The organism is Cupriavidus sp. IDO, assembly GCF_000812465.1.
Lineage (GTDB): Bacteria > Pseudomonadota > Gammaproteobacteria > Burkholderiales > Burkholderiaceae > Cupriavidus.
In genome coordinates, this window is record NZ_JWMA01000003.1 from 17,658 (window position 1) to 43,973 (window position 26,316).

23 protein-coding genes are annotated in these 26,316 nt (G+C 67.1%); 11 read left to right on the top strand and 12 right to left on the bottom strand.

The window, feature by feature from the left end:
- Positions 1-173: 173 nt before the first annotated feature.
- Positions 174-851: a peroxiredoxin-like family protein gene (locus RM96_RS01225; RefSeq protein ID WP_039006815.1), complete on the top strand. Its 678-nt coding sequence runs from the start codon at positions 174-176 to the stop codon at positions 849-851.
- Here the strand turns inward: RM96_RS01225 and RM96_RS01230 are convergent, their stop codons facing one another.
- Both RM96_RS01230 and RM96_RS01235 read right to left on the bottom strand, forming a co-directional pair.
- The gene (locus tag RM96_RS01230; protein WP_039006817.1) at positions 852-1,766 is read right to left on the bottom strand and encodes a LysR family transcriptional regulator; all 915 of its coding nucleotides are present in this window, start codon (positions 1,764-1,766) and stop codon (positions 852-854) included.
- Positions 1,767-1,817: 51 nt separating this feature from the next.
- Positions 1,818-3,080: a M20/M25/M40 family metallo-hydrolase gene (locus RM96_RS01235; protein ID WP_039006819.1), complete on the bottom strand. Its 1,263-nt coding sequence runs from the start codon at positions 3,078-3,080 to the stop codon at positions 1,818-1,820.
- A gap of 124 nt (positions 3,081-3,204) precedes the next feature.
- Here RM96_RS01235 and RM96_RS01240 point away from each other — a divergent pair, with 124 nt between their 5' ends.
- Positions 3,205-4,275 carry a GlxA family transcriptional regulator gene (locus tag RM96_RS01240; protein WP_039006821.1) on the top strand — a complete coding sequence of 357 codons (1,071 nt, stop codon included), beginning with the start codon at positions 3,205-3,207 and terminating at the stop codon, positions 4,273-4,275.
- Positions 4,276-4,303: 28 nt separating this feature from the next.
- Here the strand turns inward: RM96_RS01240 and RM96_RS01245 are convergent, their stop codons facing one another.
- Together RM96_RS01245 and RM96_RS01250 are read right to left on the bottom strand one after the other, a co-directional pair.
- Positions 4,304-5,035, bottom strand: a complete 732-nt coding sequence (locus RM96_RS01245) for a BON domain-containing protein (RefSeq protein ID WP_039006823.1) — start codon at positions 5,033-5,035, stop codon at positions 4,304-4,306.
- 163 nt (positions 5,036-5,198) lie between these two features.
- Positions 5,199-6,860: an acyl-CoA synthetase gene (locus RM96_RS01250; RefSeq protein WP_039006825.1), complete on the bottom strand. Its 1,662-nt coding sequence runs from the start codon at positions 6,858-6,860 to the stop codon at positions 5,199-5,201.
- A 756-nt stretch (positions 6,861-7,616) separates the two neighbouring features.
- Between RM96_RS01250 and RM96_RS39200 the strand changes: the two genes are divergently transcribed.
- From RM96_RS39200 to RM96_RS01265, 5 genes are all read left to right on the top strand, one after another.
- Positions 7,617-7,784: a hypothetical protein gene (locus RM96_RS39200; RefSeq protein ID WP_193752370.1), complete on the top strand. Its 168-nt coding sequence runs from the start codon at positions 7,617-7,619 to the stop codon at positions 7,782-7,784.
- Between the two features lie 117 nt (positions 7,785-7,901).
- The gene (locus tag RM96_RS01255; RefSeq protein WP_039006827.1) at positions 7,902-8,573 is read left to right on the top strand and encodes an SOS response-associated peptidase; all 672 of its coding nucleotides are present in this window, start codon (positions 7,902-7,904) and stop codon (positions 8,571-8,573) included.
- A 324-nt stretch (positions 8,574-8,897) separates the two neighbouring features.
- Positions 8,898-9,065, top strand: a complete 168-nt coding sequence (locus tag RM96_RS39205; protein ID WP_193752371.1) for a hypothetical protein — start codon at positions 8,898-8,900, stop codon at positions 9,063-9,065.
- A gap of 210 nt (positions 9,066-9,275) precedes the next feature.
- Complete coding sequence (locus tag RM96_RS01260) at positions 9,276-10,361, top strand: calcium:proton antiporter (protein WP_039006829.1); 1,086 nt, start codon at positions 9,276-9,278, stop codon at positions 10,359-10,361.
- 131 nt (positions 10,362-10,492) lie between these two features.
- Positions 10,493-11,014, top strand: a complete 522-nt coding sequence (locus RM96_RS01265; protein ID WP_039006831.1) for a DsbA family protein — start codon at positions 10,493-10,495, stop codon at positions 11,012-11,014.
- On the opposite strand, the gene RM96_RS01270 is transcribed toward RM96_RS01265, so the two are convergent.
- Positions 11,011-11,925, bottom strand: a complete 915-nt coding sequence (locus RM96_RS01270) for a LysR substrate-binding domain-containing protein (RefSeq protein ID WP_039006833.1) — start codon at positions 11,923-11,925, stop codon at positions 11,011-11,013. The two genes, RM96_RS01265 and RM96_RS01270, sit on opposite strands and share 4 nt — an antisense overlap.
- A 109-nt stretch (positions 11,926-12,034) precedes the next feature.
- Here RM96_RS01270 and RM96_RS39210 point away from each other — a divergent pair, with 109 nt between their 5' ends.
- Together RM96_RS39210 and RM96_RS01280 are read left to right on the top strand one after the other, a co-directional pair.
- Positions 12,035-12,340, top strand: coding sequence for a DUF2917 domain-containing protein (locus RM96_RS39210; RefSeq protein ID WP_039006835.1), 306 nt, complete (start codon positions 12,035-12,037; stop codon positions 12,338-12,340).
- Positions 12,337-13,128 (top strand): crotonase/enoyl-CoA hydratase family protein, encoded by a 792-nt coding sequence (locus RM96_RS01280; protein ID WP_039006837.1) that lies wholly within the window; start codon positions 12,337-12,339, stop codon positions 13,126-13,128. The genes RM96_RS39210 and RM96_RS01280 overlap by 4 nt, the downstream gene beginning before the upstream one ends.
- Before the next feature lie 76 nt (positions 13,129-13,204).
- Here the strand turns inward: RM96_RS01280 and RM96_RS01285 are convergent, their stop codons facing one another.
- From RM96_RS01285 to RM96_RS01310, 6 genes are all read right to left on the bottom strand, one after another.
- Positions 13,205-14,605, bottom strand: coding sequence for a dihydrolipoyl dehydrogenase (locus tag RM96_RS01285; protein ID WP_039006838.1), 1,401 nt, complete (start codon positions 14,603-14,605; stop codon positions 13,205-13,207).
- A 140-nt stretch (positions 14,606-14,745) separates the two neighbouring features.
- Positions 14,746-15,477 carry a glutathione peroxidase gene (locus tag RM96_RS01290; RefSeq protein WP_039006839.1) on the bottom strand — a complete coding sequence of 244 codons (732 nt, stop codon included), beginning with the start codon at positions 15,475-15,477 and terminating at the stop codon, positions 14,746-14,748.
- Between the two features lie 798 nt (positions 15,478-16,275).
- Positions 16,276-17,079, bottom strand: coding sequence for an IclR family transcriptional regulator (locus RM96_RS01295; RefSeq protein WP_039006841.1), 804 nt, complete (start codon positions 17,077-17,079; stop codon positions 16,276-16,278).
- Between the two features lie 110 nt (positions 17,080-17,189).
- Positions 17,190-19,313: an acetate--CoA ligase family protein gene (locus RM96_RS01300; RefSeq protein WP_039006844.1), complete on the bottom strand. Its 2,124-nt coding sequence runs from the start codon at positions 19,311-19,313 to the stop codon at positions 17,190-17,192.
- Between the two features lie 3 nt (positions 19,314-19,316).
- Positions 19,317-20,117, bottom strand: a complete 801-nt coding sequence (locus RM96_RS01305) for an enoyl-CoA hydratase/isomerase family protein (protein ID WP_039006845.1) — start codon at positions 20,115-20,117, stop codon at positions 19,317-19,319.
- A 30-nt stretch (positions 20,118-20,147) separates the two neighbouring features.
- The gene (locus tag RM96_RS01310) at positions 20,148-21,122 is read right to left on the bottom strand and encodes a tripartite tricarboxylate transporter substrate binding protein (RefSeq protein ID WP_039006860.1); all 975 of its coding nucleotides are present in this window, start codon (positions 21,120-21,122) and stop codon (positions 20,148-20,150) included.
- Between the two features lie 280 nt (positions 21,123-21,402).
- On the opposite strand from RM96_RS01310, the gene RM96_RS01315 reads away from it, so the two are divergent.
- Complete coding sequence (locus RM96_RS01315) at positions 21,403-23,148, top strand: dipeptidase (protein WP_039006847.1); 1,746 nt, start codon at positions 21,403-21,405, stop codon at positions 23,146-23,148.
- A 56-nt stretch (positions 23,149-23,204) separates the two neighbouring features.
- Here RM96_RS01315 and RM96_RS01320 read toward each other — a convergent pair whose 3' ends face one another.
- On the bottom strand, positions 23,205-24,974 hold the full coding sequence (locus RM96_RS01320; RefSeq protein ID WP_039006850.1) for an FAD-dependent oxidoreductase: 1,770 nt from the start codon (positions 24,972-24,974) through the stop codon (positions 23,205-23,207).
- A gap of 395 nt (positions 24,975-25,369) precedes the next feature.
- Between RM96_RS01320 and RM96_RS01325 the strand changes: the two genes are divergently transcribed.
- Positions 25,370-26,077 (top strand): YceH family protein, encoded by a 708-nt coding sequence (locus RM96_RS01325; protein WP_039006851.1) that lies wholly within the window; start codon positions 25,370-25,372, stop codon positions 26,075-26,077.
- The last annotated feature ends 239 nt before the right edge of the window (positions 26,078-26,316 follow it).

Here is a 26,316-nt window from a genome sequence, read left to right on the forward strand (position 1 = left end):
CGGCAGCGTCCATGTGCATGCGGGCTCAGTGAAGATTGCTGTCACGGCATGCCTTGCCGGAATAAGTGTCATGAGCGCCGCCGGCCTACCGGCAACGGCTCCGGTATCCGACTATGCAGACGTGCGATGCGACATCGCCAATGCAAACGGAAACCAGGCCAAGGAGCTGCATCATGACACTGCAAGACAAACTCGACGCCTTCAAGGCGGATTTCAAGGCCGGCAAGGCGCCGTACTTCGCCCCGCCCGAGATCCACCCGATCATGGAACGCGCCACTGCGGAACTGATTGCATCCGGCCAGGCGGAACGCGCGCTCAAGGCCGGCGACAAGGCACCGGCATTCGTGCTGAACGATCCCGATGGCAGGCCGGTCTCTTCGGAAGAACTGCTCGCCAGAGGGCCGCTCGTGATCAGTTTCTATCGCGGCGTGTGGTGCCCGTACTGCAATATGGAAATGCAGGCGCTGCAGGAGGCACTGCCCTCGTTCGAGGCGCTCGGCGCGAGCCTGGTCGCGATCTCGCCGCAGAACCCGGTCAACAGCCGCAAGTCCGTGCGCACCAACGGCCTTGGCTTTCCGATTCTCAGCGATACGAAGAACGACGTGGCCGCGGCCTTTGGCCTGCGCTTCTCGCTGCCGGACTATCTGGTGGCGCTGTACAAGACGCTGAAGAACGACCTGCCTGCGTTCAATGGCGACCCGAGCTGGACGCTGCCAATGCCAGCGCGCTATGTGATCGGCCAGGACGGTACCATCCTCTATTCGGAGGTGAACCCGGACTACACGCATCGCCCGGAGCCGTCGGACATGCTGCCTGCATTACGCAGCGCCACGGGCCGTGTAGTGGCCTGATCAAGCGTCCTCAGCAGGCGCGCCGGCATCCGCGGTTGCCAGCGTCGCCTCGATGAACGCCACGAAGGCGCGTGCCTTGGCACTCGCCATGCGGCCGCCGGGGAAAACGGCCCAGAGGTCGACCGGCGGCAAGCTCCAGTCGCTCAGCACCTGGCGCACCTGGCCGCTCTCCAGCTCGGGCGCGAACATCCATTCGGAGGCAATCGCCAGCCCGAGGCCGGCCAGCACCGCCGCCCGCACGCCCTCGGCGGCGCTCACGCGCAGGCGGCCGGAGACAACCACCGCGACTTCCGTGCTGCCATCCCGGAACTCCCACGCAACACCTCCGCCCCGCTGGTCGTAGACGATGGCCTGATGCGCAATCAGATCGGCGGGTTGCTGCGGCACGCCCGCGCTGGCGAAGTAGGCCGGCGTACCCACCACCACGCGCCGGCTCTGCCCGATGCGTCGTGCGATCAGGCTCGAATCCGCAAGCTTGCCCATGCGCAGGGCCACGTCGATGCCCGCTTCCATCAGGTCGATATTGCGGTCGTCGAGCACGATGTCGACTTCGAGCTCCGGATGTTCCGCGAGAAAGGATTTCAGGCGCGGAATGACGTTCAGCCGCGCGAAGGTCACCGCGGCGCAGACGCGCAGCCTGCCGGTCAGGCTGGCGCCGGCCCCGCGCGCGGCCAGCTCGGCTTCGTCGGCTTCCTCGATGGCGCGTCGGGCGCGCTCATAAAACTGCTGCCCGGCTTCGGTCGGCGTCAGGCCGCGCGTGGTACGGGCCAGCAGGCGCACACCGAGGCGCGCCTCCAGCTGGGCGATGGCCTTGGAGATCGCCGGCTGCCCCACCTCCAGCCGGCGCGCGGCCGCCGAGAACGAGCCCGTCTCCACCACGCAGACGAAGGTTTCCATTGCACCCAGGCGATCCATGTCATGCCTCCGTGACCGGAAGCGTGCCCGCACTGGCCTGCGCCTTCCCGATCAGTTCTTGCCGATATCTTCCAGCATCCGCGTCATCAGGTACAGGCGCGGCACGATGGAGTCGAGTTCGATGTACTCGTCGCGGGCATGGTAGCCGAAGCCGGCCAGGCCGAAGCTCTCGACCACGGCGGCCTTGCCCGAGCGGCCGGCATAGCCGGCGTCCGTGGCACCGCCGGTGCCTTCGGTCAGCGCCAGCGGACGGCCGTCGAGCTCCGCATAGATTTCCTGCGCATGCCTGGCCAGGGCGCGGCCCTTGCCGTCGGCCACATACGGCGGGCGCCCTTCTTCCATCAGGACGGTGGTCTGGGTATCGGGGATGATCTGGCCGGCCTTGACCTTGTCCTGCAGCGCGACCTTGAGCTTCTCGGCGCCGCCGTTGACCGTGACCCGCACATCGCCGTACGCGACCGCGCTTTCCGGGATCTGGTTGCGCACCGTGCCGGCGTTGGCGTTGGTCCAGTTCAGCTGCGTGCCTGGCACGAGCTTCGCCACGTCGCGCGTCTGCTGCAGCTGGTAGGCCAGCTCCAGCAGGGCATTACGGCCGAGTTCAGGGGCAGTGCCGGCGTGTGCCGAGCGCCCCTTGACCTGCATGGTGGCGGTGGCCGTGCCGCTCGCGCCCAGCAGCAGCGATTCCACCTTCACGACCGACTTCGCCGCGGTCGGCTCGCACGACAGCACCACGTCGTGCTGGTCGGCCAGCTGGGCAATGGTTTCGCCCGAACCGACCGAGCCCACTTCCTCATCCGGATTGAACAGCACGGTGAGCTGGGCATAGTCGCGCCAGCCCTTGTTCTTCAGGATCTCCAGCGAATGCAGGATCACCGCAATACCGCCCTTGTCATCGGCGATGCCCGGGCCATACAGGCGGTTGCCGTCCTCGCGGATCGGCTGGGTGGCGAGCGTATTGGCCGGATAGACGGTGTCCATATGGGCGATCAGCATGATGCGTCGCTTGCCGGTGCCGGTGAACGTGCCCTTGACCATGGTGCCGGGGCTCTTCGTCACGGCCACGCGCTCGACCTTCGCGCCCAGCGCCTGCAGGCGCTTCTCGGTATAGCTGGCCATCTGCGCCAGGCCCGCCGCGTTGGCGCTGCCCGATTCGATCGACACCATCTCCCTGAGCGATTGCACCAGCGCAGGCTGCGCGGCCCGTGCCGCCTCCAGCAAGGCGGTATCCGGCGCGGCGGCCAGCGCGCTGCCGGCTCCGGCAAGGGCCAGTACGGCGGCTGCGGCCGCCCTGGCGATAGGACGAAGCGAATGCATGAAGTCTCCTGGCGTGTCGTTATGGGGTGCCGCAAGATGCTAGCCCTTGCATGAACCCGTGGGGAGGACCAATATCGCCATTCGGAATGCCGATCCCGCCAAGCCCCCCGCTATCGCCACCCTCATGCCCGCCAGCCCTGCCCCGCTCCACGTCCGCCTGCTCTGGTTGCCCGAGGCCATGCCGGGCACCCTGTTCACCACGCTCGATGTCTTGCGCACCATCGCCGGCGTCGCCCGTTTGCAGCGCCCCGATGCGCCGGCCACATTGAGCTGGCAGGTGATTTCCGCCAACGGACGCGCCGTGCCGGTGAGCCTGCCGGGCATGATTGCCGCCACGCGCCGCTCCCGCGCACCCGATGCCCGCACGCTGATCGTGATCCCCGGGGTGCTGGCCAGCAATGCGCACCAGCTGGGTGAAATGGTCGCCGGCGACACCGCGACGCTGCGCATGCTGGAGCGCCATGCCGAAGCCGGCGGCTGGATTGCCGCGGCTTCCTCGGGAATGCTGTACCCGCTGCAGATGGGCTTGCTCGATGGCGCGCGCCTTGGCGCGCCGTGGGTTTACCAGAGCTGGATGACGACGCGATTCCCGCGCTGCGATTTCGCCTCGGACCAGCCGATGAGCGTGCACGAGCACGTGTTCACCTGCGTGGCGCCTGCGCTGCAGGTCGAGTTCATGCTGCGCGTGCTGGGCCATCTGCATGATCCAGACCTGGCGCAGGCAGCTTCGCAGCTGCTGCTGTACCAGCCGGAGCGCCAGCGCAACGTGCCGGAGCTGGTGTCGCGGCGCTGGCTGAGCAAGACCGCGGACAGCCCGGTGTACCGCGCCATCAACTGGCTGCAGGCCCATGTGGGCGAACCCTACCGGTTGAGCGCGGTGGCGCAGGCGGCGGCCGTCAGCGAACGGACGCTGCTGCGGCATTTCCGCCAGGTCACGGGACTTTCACCGCTGGATTACCTGCATACGCTGCGCGTGGAGCGCGCCCGCATGCTACTGGAGGTCACGCTGCACGGCACGCAAGCCATTGCGGAAGCCTGCGGCTATAGCGATGCCGCTGCCTTCCGGCGGCTGTTCCAGCGCGCCGCGGGGATGTCGATGTCGGACTATCGTGCGCGCTTTGCCTTGCGCGCGCAGCGCCGTTACTGGCGAATGGAAGATGCTGCGGGCGCAGGCCGCGCGCGCAGCCGCTCATGATGGCTGCATGCGCGGCACGGATTTGCGCTCAGCTGCGCAGCGCGATGTGGTTGATGACGTTCTCCACGCCCTGTATGTACCACGCGTCGCGCTCGATCTGCCGTCGCGCGGTTTCCGTCGAGGCATAACCATCCAGCGTCACCACGCGGTTCTCGGTGCGCACGCCGATGCGCCCGGCGTCGACGAAGGGGTCGGTCTCCAGCACCAGCATCAGCGCCTCGGTGATTTCGTCGTCGCGGTCAGTTTCGGCCGGTGCCACCACCAGCTCGTTGACAACGCAGCGGCAACCGCGCGACCACCATGCCAGCACGCCTGCCAGCCGCATATGCGACAGGCTGATCACCTGCCCGCTCAGCGTCACCACGCCATTGCTGGCGGATACCTCGATCCAGCCGTTGCGCTCGCCGACGGCTTCGCGCATCGGCTCGAGCTGGCCCTTTATCTTTGCGCAGATCTTGCAGTTGCGGAAATCGATGGCGTTGAGCAGCCGCTCGCACACCGCGTCGCGCAGCTCGCCGTCGCCCACCGGTACGCCGCCGTCCGTCACGCGCAGATGGTCAATAACGCTGGTCACTCCGTCCACCCGCCGCACCATCGCGGCCGCACGGGTCTTGTCGACGATATCGGCCACCTCGCCCTCCAGAATCAATGCGCCGTCTGACAGGCGCAACTGGATGGTGGGATGGAGGTGATGACTGTGATAAGGCACATGTGCCAATGCTGCGCGAGCCTGCGTCAGCACCGCTTCGCTACTCTGCATGATGTCTGCCTCGCCTGATGGTCTGGAGATGGGAAGGAGCGCGCTCCTGCCCGCGAGCGCGCCTGGCGCGGTGCCGCTTCGTCCCGCAGGGTCCGGCGTTGGCAGGTGGAAGCGACAACCGCTTCCCCATTATAGGAAGCGGTCCGCCGCCCGTTCTGCCCGCTCAGCGGACGGTTTGCCCCTGCGCCTCCCGCAGTTTTGCCACCTCCTGGTTGCGCAGGATGAAACGCTGCACCTTGCCGCTCGGGGTCTTGGGCAGTTCGGCGACAAACTCGATCTCGCGCGGATAGGCATGGGCCGCCAGGCGCTTGCGCACGTGCAGGCGCAGTTCCTCGGCCAGTTCCGGCGTGGCGCGGTATTGCGGATCGAGCACGACGAAGGCCTTGATCAGTTCGGTGCGCTCGGGATCGGGCTTGCCGATCACCGCGGTTTCCACCACGGCGGGATGCTCGATCAGCGCGCTTTCCACATCGAACGGGCCGACCCGGTAGCCCGAGGTGGTGATCACGTCGTCGGCGCGGCCAATGAAGCTGATGCTGCCATCGTCATTGAGTTCGGCGGAGTCGCCGGTCAGGTAGTAGTTGCCGACAAACGAACTGGTAGCCGTGCCGTGATAGCCACCGAACCAGCACATCGGCGAGCGTGTCAGGTCCAGCGCCAGCGTGCCCGGATTGCCCGGCGGCAGTTCGCGGTTCTCGTCGTCGACCACCACCACGCGGTGGCCCGGGCTGGCAAACCCGGCTGCGCCCATGCGCACCGGATGCGCCAGCGCATGGTGATTGCACAGCACCATGCCCGTTTCGGTCTGGCCATAGTGGTCATGGATCGTCACGCCCAGCTCGCTCGCGAACCAGCGGATCACCTCCGGATTGAGCGGCTCGCCGGCGCTGCTGACCGCCCGCAGCTTGCCGCGCAGCGGGCCCGAGACCGCCTTGCCCGCGGCAATCAGCAAGCGGTAGGCCGTCGGCGACCCTGCCAGGTTGGTGATGCCGTACTTCTCGATCACGCGGCAGGTGCTTTCCACGCTGAACGGGCCGTCGTAGAACGTGGTCGGATGGCCCAGTGCCAGCGGCCCCGTGACGGCGTAGTACAGGCCGTAGGCCCAGCCCGGATCGGCCAGGTTCCAGAATGCGTCTTCGTCGCGCAGGTCGACGGCATCGCGCATATAGCCCGCAAACGCCACGATCGCCTTCAGCGGCACCTGCAGCGGCTTGGCCGGCCCGGTGGTGCCGGAGGTGAACATCATCAGGAAGGGGTCGTCGCCGCGTCGCATGACCGGCTCGAAGCTGGCGGGCTGGCGGTCCAGTTCGGCCCAGAAGCTGAAGTCGCCGCGCACCAGGCCGCGGCCCTTGTTGCCGGCCACGGTGAGGATATCGGGGCAGCCGGCCACGTCGTCGAGCTTGGCGCGGTTGGCGCCGTCGGTCACCACCAGCTTCGCGCCCGAGGTATTGAGACGGTGCTCGATGGCCTTGGGCCCGAATGCCGTGAACAACGGCTGGTAGACCGCACCCGCGCGCCACGTACCGAGGATGGTGACGAGCAGCTCCGGCGTACGCGGCAACAGGCCCGCCACGCGGTCGCCGGGCTGCACGCCCCGCGCCTTCAGGAAACCGGCAAATTGCGCCGACAGTGCCTGCAACTGCGCGAAGGTGTAGGTCTGCGAGCTACCGTCGCGGCCTTCCCAGAACAGCGCGATGCGGCCCGGCAACGCGTGGCGGTCGCAGCATTCGACGCAGGCATTGATGGCCTCGAGGCTGCCGTGCAACTGCCTTGCCACGGTGTCCTGGTAAGAGAATCCGGCGAAGGTCTCGGCGTAGTCGCGCATGGGTGTCTCCAGAAGTTATGCGGTATTGATCCGGTGCTTTTTCGTGTTATGCGGCCTCGTGCCTGCCAGCACGGCGCCATGTGCGCACACGAGTGTGGGCCAGGCGAACGGGCGGGACAATATCCGATTCCTCCATCGGCGCTGACCGTTTTTGCCATGCAGCCTTCGCGCCCCTCTTTCATTATGCAACGGGTTCTAAGAGAGGTTGACGAGCGCGCAAGCCGCCGCTAGACTCCGCCGTTGTTCACAGCCTTGGGGTTCCAATTGGACTCAGCCAGTTGTCCTGACCGACACATCAGGTAATCCCGGCCAGACCCTTCGTCCCTCCTGCCTGCATTGCGCCGGCAAATCACAGGGCCACCGTCTGGCAGGTATCGCCTGACGGTGCGCATCCGCTGCGGTTCGCCGCACGTTCTCCGCACCACCCGAATTCGAAAGTACGCTTGCGCGTTGGCCGCTGCCATGCGCGGGCTTCGTCACGGCCTTGCTCGCGCGCGCAGCGCTTGCCATCGCCGCGACACCGGCTGCGCACAACGCGTGCGCCATCGCCTGCACGCGCCCGTGCGCCAGCGATGACGCATTCCGACCGACACCAGAACGGAGATCCATCATGCCCGACGACCCTTGCAGTGCCATATGCCCGCCGGCGCGCGCCAAGCCTGGCATGCGCGCCTTCATTGCTTCCCCGCCCCGGCTGCCAGTGCCGGCATGGCCTGCCTGAACGGCGCCGGGTCGGGACATCACTGGAGATCCATCATGAAGTTCTCGATCCTGCTGCCCGACTTCCGCCACCCCGAAGTTGCCGCCCACGACGCCGACCGCCTGCACGCGGTGCGCGCGATGCCGGGCGCCGGCCGCCTGCGCGTGCGTCGCGCGCTGCTGCGTGCATGCGCCTTGCTGCGTCTGCGTCTCCAACCGCGCTGATCCCGCCACGCGTCGGCTTGACGGGGCGCTGTATCGCGCGGACGATGTCTGGCATCGTCGCGGCGCGGTGCGGCCCGCCGCGACGCCATCGCGACATAGCCCGGGAGAAAGCCGCCGATGTGCACCAACTACGCGCCGGTCCAGCGGCAGGTGTTGCGCGATGTGTTCGGCGTAGAACCGCCGCCTGGCCTGTTCAAGGCCGAGACGTATCCCGACTATCCCGCCCCAATCGTGCGCGCCTCGCCCGACGGCGAGCGGCATTGCACGCTAGCGAGCTTCGGCATGGTGCCGAGGAAGCGCTTTCAGCCGGGTGCCCGCAAGTTCGACACCACCAACGCGCGCAGCGAAACCGTCGGCGAACGTCCGGCATTCGCGAAGTACTGGCGCCAGGGCCAGCTCTGCCTGGTGCCGGTCAGCGCCTTCTATGAGTTCGCCTATCCCGAAGACGGCACGGCGGCCAGCCCCGGCAAGCCGGTGCGATGGCGCGTCTGGCTGCCGGCCGAACCCGCCTTCGCCGTGGCCGGTCTCTGGCGCGACTGGCCCGACGGTGCTTCTTCGTTCACGATGCTGACTGTCAATTCGGAAAAACATGCGCTGATGCACCGCTTCCACAAGCCCGGCGACGAAAAGCGCTCGGTGGTCATCGTGCCGCCCGCACAGTGGGACGACTGGCTCACCTGCCGCGATCCGGAAGTGGCACGCACGTTCCTGACGCTCCTTCCGCCAGAACGGATGGCCGCCGAGCCTGCGCCAAAAGTGCCGGGTGCGGCCATCCCCGACGCGGACTGAATCCGCGGACCGTCGCTGCCGCGCCACAACGCCGCGGACCGCGGGTTGCCGTGAAATGGATCGCCGGTACACTCGTTTGCGGGGCGGTTAACGGGTACGCCCCACCACTTCGAGCCCTCGACCACCCCGGCCGAGGGCTCTTTTGTTTGTACCCCGCGAATCGCTCCTGTTTTCCCGCCAGGATCGCGCCGGCCGGCGCAAACCTATGGCTGATGCGGGTTTCAAGTGCACCATGCCCTACCTCAAGAGGGTGTCGGACGTAACGATTGCTGCGCATACTGCCCCCCATCACCGGCCAGAAGAGCCGGCAAACAAGGGTCAGAAATGCAAAACATCGTCGTCGTCGGCGGGTATTTCCTCGCCTGCCTGCTCGCCTTGCTTATCGCCGCCCGCTGGATCTTGCGGAATCACCCGGCATTGCGGGAGCCGGACCCGGCCGAGCCCGAGGCCGGCGCTGCAGCCGCAGACCGATCCGAGCCTCCGCCCGCCTGACCTCATCGCCACCAAAACCCGGCGAAAACCACGCCAATTACGCCCAAGTTCCATTTCATGGAACCGATCGGGCTCCTGCCTGCCTTATCACTGTTGCCGCGCCGGTCAAACGGCCCCGCTGCACTCTCCTCCGACATAATGCGCGTGTAATAGCCGACACGCCCCGCTGCCGCCCGGCCGCGGCACTCAAAACAAGAAAGGAAAACAGGGATGGCACTGACTTCCAACAAGCTGCCGGCATGGACCATCTGGGCGCCGCTGGCGGCGGCGGCGACGCTTGGCCTGGGACTGGCGATGCCCGGACAGGGCTGGCTGATCGCGCTGATGGCGGCGGCGCTCGCCGGCGCCGTGTTCTCCGCCGTGCATCACGCCGAAGTGGTGGCGCACAAGGTTGGCGAGCCGTTCGGCACGCTGGTGCTGGCGATTGCCGTGACAGTGATCGAAGTGGCGCTGATTGTTTCGGTGATGCTCTCTTCCGGCCCGGAAAAAGCCGGCCTGGCGCGCGACACCGTCTTTGCCGCGGTGATGATCATCTGCAGTGGCATCGTCGGCCTGTGCCTGTTCGTCGGCGGCCTGCATCATCGCGAGCAGGCCTTCCAGGCTCCCGGCGCCAACGCAACCATGGCCGTGCTGGCCGCGCTGCTGGTGCTGACGATGGTATTGCCCAACTACACCAGCTCCTCGCCCGGCCCTGTGCTGACGTCCGCGCAGCTCGCCTTCTCGGGCGTCATGTCGCTGGTGCTTTACGGCTCGTTCGTCTTTGTGCAGATCATCCGCCACCGCGACTACTTCCTGGTCGAAGGCAGCTCGGATGAAAACGTCCACGCACCGCCGCCGCCGGCACGCATTGCCACCGTGAGCGCCCTGCTGCTGCTCGTCTGCCTGGTTCTGGTGGTCGGCCTGGCCAAGCTGCTGTCGCCTTCGGTCGAAGCCGCGGTGCTCAATGCCGGCGCGCCGGCGGCCGTGGTCGGCATCGTGATCGCGGCGATCGTGCTGCTGCCCGAAGGCCTGGCCGCCCTGCGCGCGGCGCGTGCCGACCGCATCCAGACCAGCCTGAACCTGGCGCTGGGGTCGGCGCTGGCCAGCATCGGCCTGACCATTCCCACGGTCGCCGTGGTCTTTATCTGGATCGGCCAGCCGCTGGAACTGGGCCTGGGCGCCAAGGACATGTTGCTGCTGGTATTGACGCTGGTGGTCTCGTCGCTGACGCTCGGCATGGGCCGCACCACGATCCTGCAGGGCGTGGTCCACCTCGTGATCTTCGCGGCGTACCTGTTCCTGTCGATCGTGCCCTGAGCACAGGCGCCGGCAAGGCTCCGCCCCCGGCCCGGCGCCAACTTGCGCTTCCCATCCTTCCGGCGGCGCCTAAACTGGTAAATCCTGCCACCCCTTGCGCAGGCCAGACCGCGCAAGTACCGGAGAGCCACATGCTGGAAGTCGCCGTCACCGCCGCCGACCATGCGATCGGCCCAGACACCGCCAGGGTTACTGTCGTCGAATACGGCGACTTCGAATGCGCCTACTGCCAGATCGCGTACGGCGCCATGAAGATCCTGATGGAGCACTACGGGCCGCAAGTGCGCTTTGTGTACCGGCACTATCCGCTCACCAGCTGGCATCCGTCGGCGGAAGCCGCGGCCGAGTGCGCCGAGGCAGCCAGTGCGCAGGACAAGTTCTGGCCGATGTACCGCATGCTGTACGAGCACCCGTACGGCCTGAAGCCCGATGCGCTGCGCCAGTACGCCGGCATGATCGGCATGGATCTCGGCCGCTACGACAGCGACATGGCCACGCACAGCTTCCTGCAACACGTCCGGGCCGACCAGCAGGGCGGCACACGCTGCCATGTCCGCGGCACGCCTTCGTTCTTCGTCAATGGCGCGGTGCAGGATGTGACGTTCGGCATGGAGCGGCTGCAGATGGCGATTGATACCGCGCTGGCGCACTAGCCCAGTACCTCTGCCCCTAGTTCGCTTTCCAGCCATTCCCGGAAGCGCCGTACGCCGGGCCGCGCAGGTGCGGCCTCGACGATGCGGTAGCCCATGCCGTCCGCCACGTGCTGCGGCAGGACAACCTCCAGCCGGCCACTGGCAAGCAGCGGCAAAACCAGCGGCGTGCGGCCAATGGCAACGCCCGCACCCTGCGCCGCCGCGTTCAGCACGTCTTCGTACTGCGAGAAATACAGGCAAGGCTGCCGCGGCGAGCGCGAAAGCGCCAGGCGCCGGTACCACTCCGTCCATGACATCCAGGGAAAGCGCCCGGCCGGGTCGTAGTAGACCAGCAGCGGTATTGAAGTGAGTTCGCTCGCGCTCCGGATACGCGCGGCAACCGCCGGCGCGGCCACCAGCATCAGGCGCTCGCGCAGCAGGGGGATCTCGTCTGCGGCAGGCTGGCCCAGGCGGATCGCCACATCGAAGCCTTCCCTCTCCAGATTGGTGTTGGCCTCGGACGCATCCACGCGCACGTCGATGCCGGGCGCCAGCGCCTGGAAGCGTGCCAGCTTCGGCACCAGCCACAGCGACGCGAACGATGGCGTAGTGGTTACCGCGATCGAGACGCGGTCCGTGGCCAGCACGCGGTCGACGGCATCGCCCAGCTGGCCGATCGCTGCGCGTGCCGCTTCATAGAGCTGCCGGCCCTCCGCGGTCAGGCTCAGGCCCTTGCCGCCGCGCAGGAACAGCGCCACACCCAGTACTTCCTCCAGGCTTTTTACCTGCTTGCTCACGGCCGACTGCGTGAGGCACAGCTCCTGAGCGGCGGCGGTAAAGCTCAGATGCCGCGCACTGCATTCAAAGCCACGGATGGCGTCGAGCGACATGGCACGCAAGGCATTGGCGGAAGCAAGGCTGAGTAGCGTCATGACGGGCTGGAATACCTCGGATGAAAACACTTCCGGCCACCCCGGCCGGATCACGACAACAATGATGTCACGGCCTGACCAACCCGTCAGGCGCAATGAGGAGACTGTCGTGAAGCATCCCCGGCTCTGGCGCATTGCCGGCCGCGCGCCGCAATGCATACGGCTCGCCCGCGGCGACTGCCTGACTTGCCTGCAGGGCCTGGTGTGGGTCACCCAGGCATCCATGGATCGTAAAGAAGCCTGCTCCGACATCGTGCTCGCACCGCGCGAGCGCTTTTGCGCGGCGCACGCGGTCACGTGCCTTGTCTCGGCATTGCACCGCGAACCGGCATGCGTCGCCATCGAAGCCGAGGCTGCATGGATCGCCGACGCATGGCCCGCATCCATTCCATCCCCCGAAGAGAGCCACACATGACCGACCTGATCGAGACCGAACGCCTTGGCCAGCATGCCTTGCTGGTGCTGAACCGGCCCGAAAAACTCAACGCCCTCAGCTATGCACTGATCGACGCACTGACAGCAAGCCTGCGCGCGCTGGAGGCGGACGATTCGGTCCGCTGCGTGATCCTGACCGGCAAGGGCCCGCGCGCCTTCAGCGCCGGTGCTGACATTGCCGGCTTTGCGCCGGATATCGCGGCGTCGCCGGAACGGGCGCTGCGCAACTTTCTGGAACGGGGCCAGGCCCTGACCCGGTATATCGAGAACTTCCCGAAGCCGGTCATCGCCGCGGTCAACGGGCTGGCGTTCGGAGGCGGTTGCGAGGTAACGGAGGCGTGCAGCCTGGCGGTGGCAGCCGAACATGCGACCTTTGCCAAGCCGGAGATCCGGCTGGGCTTTCCGCCGACCTTCGGCGGCACCCAGCGCCTGCCCCGGCATGTCGGCCGCAAGCGCGCCAACGAGATGATCCTGACCGGCGATGCCATCGATGCGGTCATGGCCGAACGGATCGGCCTGGTCAATCGCGTGGTGCCCGCCGATGGCCTGCTGCCGGCCTGCGTGGCGCTGGCGGACCGCATTGCGCGGCACTCGCCGCTTGCGGTCACCGCTTCGCTGCGAGCCGTCACCCGTGGCATCAATCTGCCCATCGATGAAGGACTGGCGGTGGAAGCCATGCAATTCCGGATCGCCGCTGCATCGGACGATGCGCGCGAGGGCACGCGGGCGTTTGTGGACAAGCGCGCCCCGGTACTGCGCAGCCGCTAGCCGCCTGCGATGCCGCCTGCGGTTTGCCCCCGGCAGGCGGTGGCCGGCAACCCATGCGGGCTGCCGGTCACGCCACTCACACCGCGAGCTTTTCCGCAGCGTCGCGCAGTGCAGTGCGCAGGCCCTCTTCCACCACCGGGTGGTAGAACGGCATGCCCAGCATCTGGTCGATGGTCAGGCCCTGCTGGTATGACCATGCCAGCAGGTGCGCGATATTCTCGGCGCGCGGGCCGGTCCATTCCGCACCGAGGAAGCGACCCGTGGCCTTGTCTGCGTAGACGTGCATCAGGCCCCGGTTCTTCAGCATCACGCGGCTGCGGCCCTGGTCCTCGAAGCTGACTTCGCCGATGACAAAGCTGCCCTCGGCCAGGTCTGCATAGCGTTGGCCGACCATCGCGATCTGCGGGTCGGAGAACACCACGGCGAGGGGCGCGCGGCGGGCCAGCGGCTTCACCTGCGGATACGTCGCGGCGTTCTCGCCGGCCGCCCTGCCTTCATCGGCGGCTTCGTGCAGCAGCGGCAGGATGTTGTTGGCATCGCCGGCAATAAAGACCGGCGATACGCCACACTGCAGCGTGGCCGGATCGAACACCGGCACGCCGCGCGCATCCAGCTCGAGCCCGGCATTCGCCAGACCCAGGCCGCGCACGTTCGGCACGCGGCCGGTGGCGGCCAGCGCGTAATCGAACTTCTCCGTGACGGTCCTGCCATGGCGGTCGAGATAGGTCACCACGACCTCGTCGGCGTCGCGGCCCATTTCCATGACCTTCGCGTCCGGATCCAGGTAGAACTCGTCGCTGAACGTCTGCTCGGCATAGGCGCGGATGACGGGATCGGTAAGCGGCCCCAGCGAGCCGGTGACGCCGAACACGCGCACCCGCACGCCGAGGCGCGACAGCGCCTGGCCCAGTTCCAGCCCGATCACGCCCGGGCCGAACACCACCACGCTGCGCGGCAGCTCGTCCCATGCGAACACATCGTCGTTGACGATCAGGCGGTCGCCGAAGGCCTTGAACGGCGCCGGCAGCATCGGGCTCGAACCGGTGGCAATGACCACACGGCTGGCGCGCACGGTGGTCTTGCCCTCGCCCGTGTCGACTTCCAGTGTGGTGTTGTCGATGAAGTGCGCATAGCCGCGGATGCGATCGGCCTCGGGAATGCTCTCCACGCCGCGCACCACGAAGCCGACAAAGCGGTCGCGCTCGCGGCGCACGCGGGCCATGACCTCGCGGCCGTCAATGCGGATCTGGCCATCCACGTGCACGCCGAACGCGGCCGTGTGGCGCAGCTCGTGCGCGGCTTCCGCCGCTGCAATCAGCAGCTTGGACGGCATGCAGCCCACGCGGGCGCAGGTGGTGCCATAGGGGCCGCCTTCGATGATGACGGCGCGCTTGCCGGCCGCGATAGCGGCGCGATAGGCGGCAAGCCCGGCGGTACCTGCGCCGATGACGGCGACGTCGGTCTGGATGGTGGTCATAACTTGCGATTCCTTGATTCGAGATGGCGTGACTGGGTGCGTCAATCAGCGGGCTGGATGACACCGCCCTTGCCCTGCTCGTGCGGAACAGGGCGGCGTCATCGGGTCCGGCGACTGCCGGTAGCGGGGAGTCCTGCGGCTTACTTGGCCAGGTACTGCTCAACCGCCTCGGCGTTGCCGATCAGCTTGCCGTTGATGAAGACCTGCGGAGCGGTCATCTCGCCGGAAATTGCGCCCAGTACCTTGCCGCGGACCTTGTTGTCCAGCGGCACGTCGATGTACGCGTAGCCGTTGTCGTCCAGCAGCTGCTTGGCCTTGGCGCAGAACGAGCAGCCCACCTTGGAGAACACCACCACCTGGTCCGGCTTGCGCGCATCGGGGGCAATGTAGGCCAGCATGGTGTCGGCGTCGGAGACCTTGAACGGGTCGCCCGGCTCCTGCGGCTCAATGAACATCTTGTCCACCACGCCGTCCTTGACCAGCATCGAATAGCGCCAGCTGCGCTTGCCGAAGCCCAGGTCGGCCTTGTCCACCAGCATGCCCATGCCTTCGGTGAATTCGCCGTTGCCGTCGGGGATCATGGTGATGTTCTCCGACTCCTGGTCCTTGGCCCACTCGTTCATGACGAAGGTGTCGTTGACCGAGACGCACAGGATGGCGTCCACGCCGTGCTTTTTGAACACCGGCGCCAGCTCGTTGTAGCGCGGCAAGTGGGTGGACGAGCACGTCGGCGTGAAGGCGCCCGGCAGCGAGAACACGGCAACGGTCTTGCCATCGAACAGTTCCGCGCTGGTGACGGTTTTCCACTCATTGTCTTCACGGACGCGGAAAGTGACTTGAGGAACGCGTTGGCCTTCACGGGATTGCAGCATCGAAGAACTCCTTGGGGTTGGGTTTTGGCTGCTTGATGCAGCGAAGGCCCCATTCTGTCGATCGGCCCGTGATTTGTACAATTCATCGTTTAAAACATTGTGATTGATATCAGCTATCAAGCTAGGATGAAAGGGGTCTTTGGCGGATTGCGGCGTTTGAGTTCTTGGAGGCGTGGCTGTTTCGCCGGCGTAGCCGGCGAGTCACTTTTGTCCGAGCGACAAAAGTAACCAAAAACGCGTTTTTTGCCCGCCGGGCGGCCAGTCTTATCGTAGTGAGCTACGGTTTTTGTACGGGTATTCGCTTCAGGGCATAGCTGGACTGCCTGCCGCGCAGATCGCCAGGGGCAACGCCGGGAACGGCGCCGTCCTCCCGACCTCGTGAGAGCGGAGTGGCACGGTCATCAAGCGGCGTGCCTGCGGCAAGAGGTTCGGGACCACAACGGTGGTGCGCGATGTCGCCGCGCATACCGGCGAGTGTCAATCTGCGTACCACTCCGCTCTCACGAGGTCGGGAGGACGGCCTGTCAATGCCTCGCGCCGTCTCGTCACCACGCGGCAGGCATCGTAACTATGCCCTGAAGCCCATACCCGTACAAAAACCTGCGCACGCTACGATAAGACTGGCCGTCCGCCGAGGACAGTAAACGCGTTCTTTGGTTACTTTCTGTCGCTCGGACAGAAAGTGACTCGCCCGGCAGGGCGAAACCCGTCCATCCACCGTCAACATCAGCCAACCCCAGCCATCAGACCCAATCACCAAGGAGAAGCCCAACCAGGACCGCCCCCAGCGCGGCAAGCCTACTCACCAACGCTGGCCCGAAAAACCTCGCCAATCTCCCCAGCCAGCCGCATCAGATGCGGCTCCAGTTCCCGCGTAGCTTCGGAGACAGAGGCTTTGGTCGAGAGACTGACATTGAGCACATGCACCGGGTGATGACCCAGGCGCAATGGCGTTGACATGGCCACCACCTCGGGCTGCCAGCTGGCAACGCACCAGCCATACCGCTGCACCTGCCTGACGGCAGCCAGGATCTCCCGCTCCAGTGCACTCCAGCCAGACGGAAAGCGCCGTGCGAACACGGCCATCAGGGCCTGCCGCTCGGCGGCGGGCGCCGTGGCGAGCCAGGCGCGGCCGAGCGAGGTCAGCGCCATCGGCACGCGCTGCCCCGTCACCACGGTTCGCAGCGACACCTTGCGGCTGTAGCGGATCGATTCGAGATAGACCATCTCGTCGCGGTCTGCCATGGCCAGCCCGACGTTGAGGTGCTGCGCCTGCGCCAGCTCGCGCATCAATGGCGCGGCCACCTGCAGGATTGCGGAACCGGTGTGCATCGCATGCGCCAGGCTGAGGACTGGCGCGCCCAGGCGGTAGGCGCGCAAGGCAGCATCGTATTCAAGAAAGCCGGTATCCACGAGCGTCTGGGTCAGGCGCGACACCGTGGACCGCGACAGGCCGGTGCGCTCCGCCAGTTCGCCATTGCCCAGAACGTCGGACCCGGGCCGGAAGGCGCGCAGGATTTCCATGCCACGCTCCAGGGAACGGTTGGAGGGGGTGCTGGCGGGGCGGCCACGGGCCCGGCTCCTGGCATCCTGCAATTCCACGGTAGGTCTCCCTGTGCGCTGGCTGGGCGTCTGCCCTGCAATTCCGTCAGACGGAAATGTCAGAGGCGAGTCTCGCACAGTTCGCCAGCGCCAGGGCATCCTGTAGCCTGCTAGGCTTCGCCGACCACCACCACGCCATCCGCCGCGCGCACGCCCTGCCCCGCCGGCAACACAAAGAGCGGGTTGATTTCCGCCTCGACCAGCCGCGTACCCATGGCCGCTGTCATCGCCGAGAACGCGACAATGGCATCCGCCAGCGCCGCCACGTCGGCTTTCGGCCGGCCACGGAAGCCGTCGAGCAGCGGCCAGGTCTTGAGGTCGCGCAGCATCGCCAGCGCTTCGTCGCGCGACAGGCCGCCCGAGGGCGGCAACAAGCGCATCGTCGTGTCCTGGAACAGTTCGGCCGTGACGCCGCCCATGCCCAGCAGGATCGCCGTGCCCAGCGCGTCGCGGTGCATGCCGAGAATCAGTTCGACGCCGCCGCTGACCATCTCCTGCACGAGGAAGCGCGCCGGTGCCGAGCCGGTATGGCCGCGCACGTCTTCGGCCATGCTTGCCAGCCGCGCGGGCACATCGTGCGGCGCCACGCCGACCGCCACGCCGCCCACCTCGCTCTTGTGCGTGATGGCCGACGACAGGATCTTCAGCACCACGCGCTCGCCGAGATCACGCGCCGCCGCCAGCGCTTCATCGCCATTCGTCACCACCACTTCCCTCACGCCTGGCAAACCGAAGCGTGCAAACAGCTGCTTGGCGGCAGCTTCATCGAGCGATCCCGGCTTCAGGTCCGATGTGTCGATGTCGTTGGAAGCGCAGGTAGGCGGCGCAGTCGACACCGCCTTCAACTGCCCCGCCGCCAGCATCGCCCCCAGCGCCACCGCACACGATTCCGGTGCGCTGAACGCCGGTACGCCGCGCTGGTTCAGCACCACTGCCGCTTGAGGCGCGTGCGGGCTGACATAGGCCAGCACCGGCTTGTCGCTCTCGGGCAGGCAGTCCCGGATCGCATCGGCCATCAGGTCCGGCATGGCGAGCCCGGACGAGCCGACGATGATCGCCACGGCGTCGTACGACGGGCTGGCCAGCAGCGCGCGAATCGCGCCGCGCAGCAGGTCCGGCTGCAGGCCCGCCAGCGTGACGTCGATGGGGTTGCGGTCCAGTGCGGCATGGTCGCCCTTCTGCAGCCCGCGCAGGCGCTCCGCGGTCATCGCGTCAGGAGCCGGCGTTTCGAAACCGGACACGCCGAGGCTGTCGGACACCAGCGTGCCCGCGCCACCCGTCGACGTCAGCACGGCAACGCGCCTGCCCTGCAGCACGCGGCCCGTGGCCAGCGCTGCCGGGATATCGAGCAGGTCCGAGAAGGTCTGCGCGCGAATCACGCCGACCTGCCGGAACAGCGCGTCATACATCCTGTCGGCGCCCGCCATTGCCCCCGTGTGCGACACCGCGGCCCGCGCACCGGCCTCCGAGCGGCCGATCTTGAAAGCCACCACGGGCTTGCCCGCCGCCGCGGCCTTTAGCGCCGCCGCACGGAATTTCTCAGGATGGCGCACGCTTTCCACATAGAGCGCGATCACGCGCGTGGCGTCGTCGTCGGCGAGGTAGTCGATAAAGTCCGCGAGGTCGAGATCGGCTTCGTTGCTGGTGGACACCAGCTTGGACAGCCCGATGCCGCGCGCCGCCGCGCGCGACAGCAGCGCGCCGAGGATGCCGCCGCTCTGCGACACCACGCCGATGCTGCCGGCCGGGAAATGCTCCATTTCCAGCGCGCCGCTGGCAGACAGCGGGATGTTGTCGGTCAGGTTGACCAGGCCGATCGTGTTGGGACCGAGCAGCCGCATGCTGCCGGCGGCCTCGATCAGTTCCGCCTGCCGGCGCGCGCCCTCGGCGCCGGTCTCGGTATAGCCGCTGGCCAGCACGATCGCGGCACCCGTGCCGCGCTGCGCCAGTTCGCGCACCGCCTGATGCGCCCGTTCGGCGCCCAGCAGCACGATGCCGACATCCGGCACCTCGGGCAGCGAGCCGATATCCGGGTAGCAGCGCAGGCCATCGATGGCATCCACTTTCGGGTTGACCGGATAGATGGCGCCGTCAAAACCGTGGCGCGTCAAGTACGACACCGGGCGGCCCGAGGTCTTGGCCGGGTCGGCCGACGCGCCGATCACGGCCACGCTGCGCGGCCTGACCAGCCGCGAGATCGCCGCGGATGTGGAGGAAGGGTGTTCGGTTGCCATGGTTCAGCCCTTTGCCGCAGCGCTCTTGGCCAGGAAGGCCAGCACGGACTCGCGGTGTTCCGTGCTGGTGTAGCAGATGCCCTGAGCCTGGCTGCCTTGCGCGAAGACCTGGTCGGCACTCAGTTCGAAGGACTGGTTCAGGATGCTCTTGCCCAGGCCGAGCGCGGTAGGCGAACCGTGCGACAGCGCCGCCGCCCAGCCCAGCGCATCAGCCAGCAATGATTCCGGCGACGACGACAGCCGGTCGGCGATGCCAAGCTGGAGTGCCTCGGGCGCTTCCACCTTGCGGCCCGAAAAGATGAGTTCCTTGGCCTTCGACAGCCCCGTGCGGCGCGGCAGGAAGTACATGCCGCCGCCATCGGGAATCAGCCCCCGGTTGATGTACGACCAGGCGAAACTCGCCGACTCCGACGCGATCACGAAGTCGCAGGCCATGGCCATGTCGGCGCCCAGCCCGTTGGCGCCGCCGTTGACGGCGGCAATGGTCGGCTTCGGCATGTTATGCAGCAGCGCCACGGAATGATGGACGCGCTGCTGGCGGGTCCAGCCGTTGAAGCCGACCTCGCCCGGGGGCGCATCCATGCGCCGCTGCATGCCGGCCACGTCGCCGCCGGCGCAGAAGCCCTTGCCCTCGCCGGTCAGCACCAGCGCGCGGATGGCCCGGTCGGCAGACACGCGCTCGAGCGCGGCAATCAGTTCGGAGCGCATATCGTCGCTGATGGCGTTGCGCTTGTCGGGGCGGTTCAGCGTCAGCACGGCAATGCCATCGCGCACGTCGAGGCGGATCAGGTTGAATTCGGTCATGGGTGAGGTTCTCGGAAAGTTCGGGGAGATTCAGTTCAGGGTGATCTTTGCGTCCTTGACGACCTTGCTCCAGCGCACCTCTTCGCCGTGGACGTAGCGGGCCAGGTCATCGGGCGTGCCGGGGCTGACGATCAGGCCCTCGGCGGCCGCGCGCTTGCGGAACGCGTCGGAGCCCACCGCCTTGCGCGCGGCGGCGTTGAGACGGGCAATGACGGGCGCGGGCGTGCCAGCTGGCGCGAACAGGCCGTACCAGCTTTCGGCCACGTAGCCGGGCACGCCGCTCTCGGCAATGGTTGGCACCTTGGCCAGGTCCGGGCTGGCGGAGCGCTGCGCGCTGGTCACGCCGAGCGCGCGCAGCTTGCCCGATTCCAGCAGGTTGCCGACGGCCGATGCCGTGGCGAACATCAGGTCCACCTGGCCGCCCAGCAGGTCGGTGATGGCTGGGCCGGCGCCCTTGTAGGGAATGTGGTTCAGGTCGACCTTCGCCAGGCTCTTGAACAGCTCCCCTGCCAGATGGGCAGAGGTACCGGGGCCTTGCGAGGCAAACGAGACCTGCCCCGGCTTCGCCTTCGCGGCGGCGATCACATCCTGCACGGTCTTGTAGGGGCTGTCCGCGCGCACCACCAGCACGTTGGGCGAGCGGCCGACCAGCATGACCGGCGCGAACGCCCTGTCGGTCGCATAGGGCAGCTTCGGCTGCAGGCTCGGGTTCACGGCGTGGGCGAAGGTCGCCATGACCAGCGTGTAGCCGTCCGGCGCGCTCTTGGCCACGTTGTCCGTGCCGATGATGGTGCCGCCGCCGGGGCGATTGTCGACGACCACGGCCTGGCCCAGGTCCTGCCCCATCGCCACGCCCATGGCGCGGGCGATCAAGTCCGTCCCGCCGCCCGGCGAGAATGGCACCACAATGCGGATCGGCTTGTCCGGGAAGGCGGGTGCGGCGGCCAGCGCGGTAGCCGGCGCCGATGCGCCCAGGATGGCGAATGTCGTGCAAAGCGCTGCCAGCCGGCCGGCGGCGCGGAAATGGGGGAATGCCAAGGCTGTCTCCTGTTGCTGTAGTGGCGCTACCGGCTGGTGGACCCGGGCCGACAGCGCGTTTTCGATGGCTGTAGCGTAGGCTCGGGCGTCGCTTCACGCAGCTACGCAATTCCATCCAGTGGAATCAGGAGGCGCGATTCCCCGCGCGCGCCGGCCGAGGGGCGGGCGTTATCTTCGGCATGTTTTTGCTGGCAGGCGGGCGCCAGTGCCCTATCATGCGGCCACCTGTCGACTTTTCCTGTGATCCATGACCCGTCCACGCCGCCAGTTGCCTTTCTGCCGCCTGGCTTCCCTGCTTGCCCTGTCCGTGGCCCTTGCCCAGCCGGTCTGTGCCGAAACCATCAAGAAGCCCGCGCTGGATGCCCTGATTGCCGCCAGCGCCAAAGCCGGCGCCCCGGCCGATCTCGACGCATTCCTGGCCAGCGCCGCCAAGGCCGACCCGGCCGTGGCGCCCGCGGTCACGGCCTGGCAGAACAAGGCGCCGCTCAGCGGCGACAACCTCGTCAACATCGGCCGCCTGCTCGGTGCCTACAACCGGGTGCGCAACGAGCCGGCCGTCATCGATGCGATCGGCAGAATGGTGGCGCTGCGCACCGTGCGCGACGAAAAGGTTCCCCCACACGAGAGTCCGGCCATCATCGAATTCGGCAAGCTGGTGGAAGCCATGGCCAGGGAGTTCGGCCTGGCCTTCCGCAACGTGGACAACCGCGTGTTCGAAGTGACGCTGCCCGGCAGCGGCAAGGACACCTTCGGCATCCTGACCCATGCCGATGTGGTGCCGGCGGTGGCCGACGAATGGGTGCTGGACGACGGCACGAAGCTTGACCCGTTCAAGGTCACCCGTGTCGGCGACTACCTCTACGGCCGCGGCACCATCGACGACAAGGGCTCCATCGCCGCGGCGCTCTACGCGATGAAGACCGTCAAGGAAAGCGGCGTGCCGCTCGAACGCTCCATCCGCCTGATGATCGAGACCACCGAAGAGACCGGCGGCGACGGCATGAAGTACTACCGGCAGCAGACCGCGCTGCCCGAATTCAATATCGTGCTCGACAGCAAGTACCCCGCCGTGGTCGCCGAAAAAGGCTCCGGCGCGCTGAAGGTGCTGTTCCCGGTGCAGGCGACCGACGGCAAGCTCCCGGCCATCGTCGCGATGACCGGCGCGGCCTCGGCCAACTCCATTCCGCAGACGGCCACGGCGAGGATCGCCGGCGGCAACCCAGCCGCGGTGGAGGCAAAGCTGGAAGGCGCGCGTGCCGCCTTTCTGCGCAAGTACACGCCGCAAGGCGGCAAGTTTTCGATCGATGTAAAGCGCGATGGCGAGCAGGTCGAGGTCAGGGTCACGGGCGTGTCCGCACACGGCTCGCGGCCGGAGGAAGGCGTCAATCCGCTGCCGCGGCTGGCGCTGTTCCTGCAGGCAGCGGGACTGCAGCTCGCCGACAACCACTACCTGAAGGCCGTGAAGTACCTGAACGACTTGTATGGGGTGGACTACCTCGGCGTGAAGATGGGCGTGGCCTATCGCGACCCGTTCATGGGCCCGCTGACGCTCTCTCCCACGCTGATCCGCCAGAACGGCGACGAGCTCGAGGTGACGACCAATGTCCGCATGCCGCGCGGCAGCACGCCGGACGCCCTGGGCGGCGCGATCCTCAAGCACATCTACACCTGGGCCAAGGCCAACAACGCCGTCGTCAACGTCAAGCATGACCAGGGCAACTGGATGGCGCGCGACCCGAAGGGCGCGTGGCTGTCGACCCTGCTCAATATCTTCGGCGAGACCACTGGCCTGGAAGCCAAGCCGGTCTCCACCGCCGGCAGCACCACGGCCAAGCTCCTTCCCAACGCCATCAACTTCGGCCCGGCCATGCCCGGCAAGAAGTACACGGCGCATAACGCCAAGGAGTACAAGGAAGTGTCCGATCTAGGCCTGGACCTGCAGATGTTCACCGAGATGCTGGTGCGCATCGGCAACCTGGACAAGATGCAGTAGCGCGCCGAACGGACGGGCCGGCGGTTCACGCCGGCCCGCGCGGACTACCACGGCGCTCAGGCAGACCTTGCTCCGGCCACTGCGGCCATCGCCGGCAGCCCTGCCAGATAGCTGTGGATCTGCGCCACCACTGCCGCCCCCTCGCCCACCGCGGCCGCCACCCGCTTGGTCGAGCCCGAGCGCACGTCGCCGATGGCAAACACGCCGGGCACGCTCGTCTGCAGCGGATACGGGATTGCCGCCGCGCACCCCAGGTCGCCGCCGCCGGTTTGCACAAAGCCCTTGTCATCCACCTTCACGTTGCAGGTGCGCAGCCATGACGCATTGGGGTCCGCGCCGATGAAGAGGAACAGGTGCCGCACCGGCATCGAGATCGGCGCCGGGCTCTCCGCGCGCGCGTTGTAACGCACGGTCGAAAGCCAGCCGTCACCATCCAGCGAAGTGATTGCGGCATGCGTGTGCAGGGTGAGGTTCGGCAGCCCGCCAATGCGGTCGATCAGGTAGCGCGACATGGTTGCGGCCAGCCCCGGCCCGCGCACCAGCATATGCACGTGCGCCGCATGCGAGGCCAGGTAGACCGCCGCCTGTCCGGCCGAATTGCCGCCGCCGACCAGCATCACCGGTTCGTCCTTGCACAGCTTGGCCTCCACCGGCGAGGCCCAGTAATACACGCCCCGGCCTTCGAAATGCTCCAGCGCCTCGATGCCAGGACGTCGATACTGCGCGCCGGTGGCGATCACCACGGTGCGGGTCGGGATCATGCGGCCGTCGGCCAACTCCAGCCGGATCGGGTCCTGTCCGCAATGCAGCGCCTTCACCTCCAGCGGAATCGCGATATGCGCGCCGAACTTGAGCGCCTGCACGAAGGCACGCCCCGCCAGCGCCTGCCCCGAGATGCCGGTGGGAAAGCCAAGATAGTTCTCGATCCGCGCACTGGCGCCCGCCTGTCCGCCCGGCGAGCGGCAGTCGATCACCGCCACCGACAAGCCCTCCGAGGCACCATACACAGCCGTGGCCAGCCCGGCCGGCCCAGCGCCCACCACGACGACGTCGTACACGTGATTGGGATCGAATTCGGGCAGCAGGCCCAGGCACGACGCCAGCTGGCCTTCGTCCGGCGCGCGCAGCACGCGGCCGTCCGGGCAGATCACCAGCGGGAAGTCGGTGGCGGGAGCCTGGGCGTATTCGACCAGCGCCGAGCAATCGCGGTCGGCGTCCATGTCGACCACGGTGTGGGGATGGCCGTTGCGGCGCAGGAAGGCCTGCAGCGCCAGCAGCAACGGCTCCGTCCCGTGGCCGACCAGCACCGGGCCGCTGCCGGATTCAATCAGGCCCACGCGGCGCAGGATCAGGGCGCGCATGATGCGCTCGCCCAGCTCGGCCTCGGCCACCAGCAGCGCACGCAGGCGGTCAGGCGGGATCACATAGCCTTCGGTATCCGTGAGCGCCTCGCCGTCCACCAGCGCGGGGTGCCCCCTGAGCGTGCCCACTTCGGCCAGGAAATGGCCGGGGCCCTGCTCGGTGATCAGATGTTCCCGCCCCAACCCGTCGCGCCGGACGATCTTCACGCGGCCGGTCACCACCAGGTACATGCCGCGGCCGACCTGTCCGACCGAAAACAGGCGCTCCCCCGCCTGCCATCGCTGCGGGGTGCCAAAGCGACGCACGCGCTCCATTTCGTCGGCATTGAGCTGCGGAAACATCTGGTGGCGCCGCGATTCGAGCGTCGAATACGGCGCTTCCAGCTCTGCGCCCGGGTCCGGACCGGCCGGCACCTCATCCGCTGCCCCGCCTGCCATCAAAGGATCCGCTTGCGAAATCGCCATGCTGCCTCCCATACCTTGAAGGGTGTCGGCTCGGAGCGCGCGATCCGGACATGGGATCACGGGCGGCAGGCGGCGCCGACTGCCGTCGACTGCATGTGGCGACCGCTGTCAGCAGTCGCGCGCTCATCGATAGTACTCGGCTCCGGCCAGAATGGCAGGGACGGATAAGAGACGTACGGGCCCGGTGGTGAACTAAAACCCGGGCCGCCCACCTGCAGGCCCCGCATTCGAAGGTGGTTTTAATTCCTGGCCGTTAATTGAATAATTCAAAGCGCCCGTGCGGCTGTCGGGTACGTATTCAGCGGCAGTGCTGCGTGCCAGTTGCGTATTGCCCCGCGTTGGGATTGAATGATCGCCTCGCCATCCCGCGCAACTCGCGCACGCCGACCCCATCAATGAGTTCCACGCCTGAAAGCCTTCCCCGCCAGTCCATCCGCGCCCTGACCGCCATCGAAGGCCGCGTGCTGGCCGTGCTGCTGGAAAAGCAGCACACCGTGCCCGACACCTATCCTCTCTCGCTCAACGCCCTTGCCTCCGGTTGCAACCAGAAGACCGCGCGCTCGCCGGTAATGAATGTCACCGAGGCCGAGATCCTGACTGCCATCGACGGCCTGAAGAGCCTCAGCCTGGTGTTCGAAGGCAGCAGCAGCCGCGTGCCGCGCTTCGAGCAGAACATGCAGCGCGTGCTGGGCGTGCCGAGCCAGTCTGCGGCCCTGCTGGCTCTGTTGCTGCTGCGCGGCCCGCAAACCGCCGCTGAATTGCGGCTGAATACCGCGCGGCTGCACGCCTTTGCGGATATTTCGTCGGTGGAAGCCTTCCTCGATGAACTGGCCAGCCACGAACCGCCCTATGTGGTCCGGCTGCCGCGCTCACCCGGCGAGCGCGAAAGCCGGTGGATGCATCTGCTGAGTGGTGAAGTCAGCGCGGAAAGCTTCGTCGAGAGCGCCGACCGCGGCGCCGCGGACATCGCGGTATCGCCCTCCGAGCTCGAGAAGCTTCGGGCGGAACAGAAGGAACTGGCCGCGAAAGTCGAGCGGCTGCAGGCGCTGGTCGAGCATATGGCGGGTCAGTTGGGGATATCGACTGACGCTTTCCCGCTCTGACTGGCGCGATCCCACGGCGGCTGCATCGCCGGCAAGCTGATGTTCCTGAAGTTGGTGGTTGCGGTTGGGCGCTGTCGATGGTCGACGGCCTCAGGTTTCGGCCTGAATGGCGATGGCTGTGGTTGGCTGATGTTGATGGTGGATGGACGGGTTTCGCCCTGCCGGGCGAGTCACTTTTGTCCGAGCGACAAAAGTAACCAAAAACGCGTTGATATGACTCCCGGTGTCAATAGATGGGG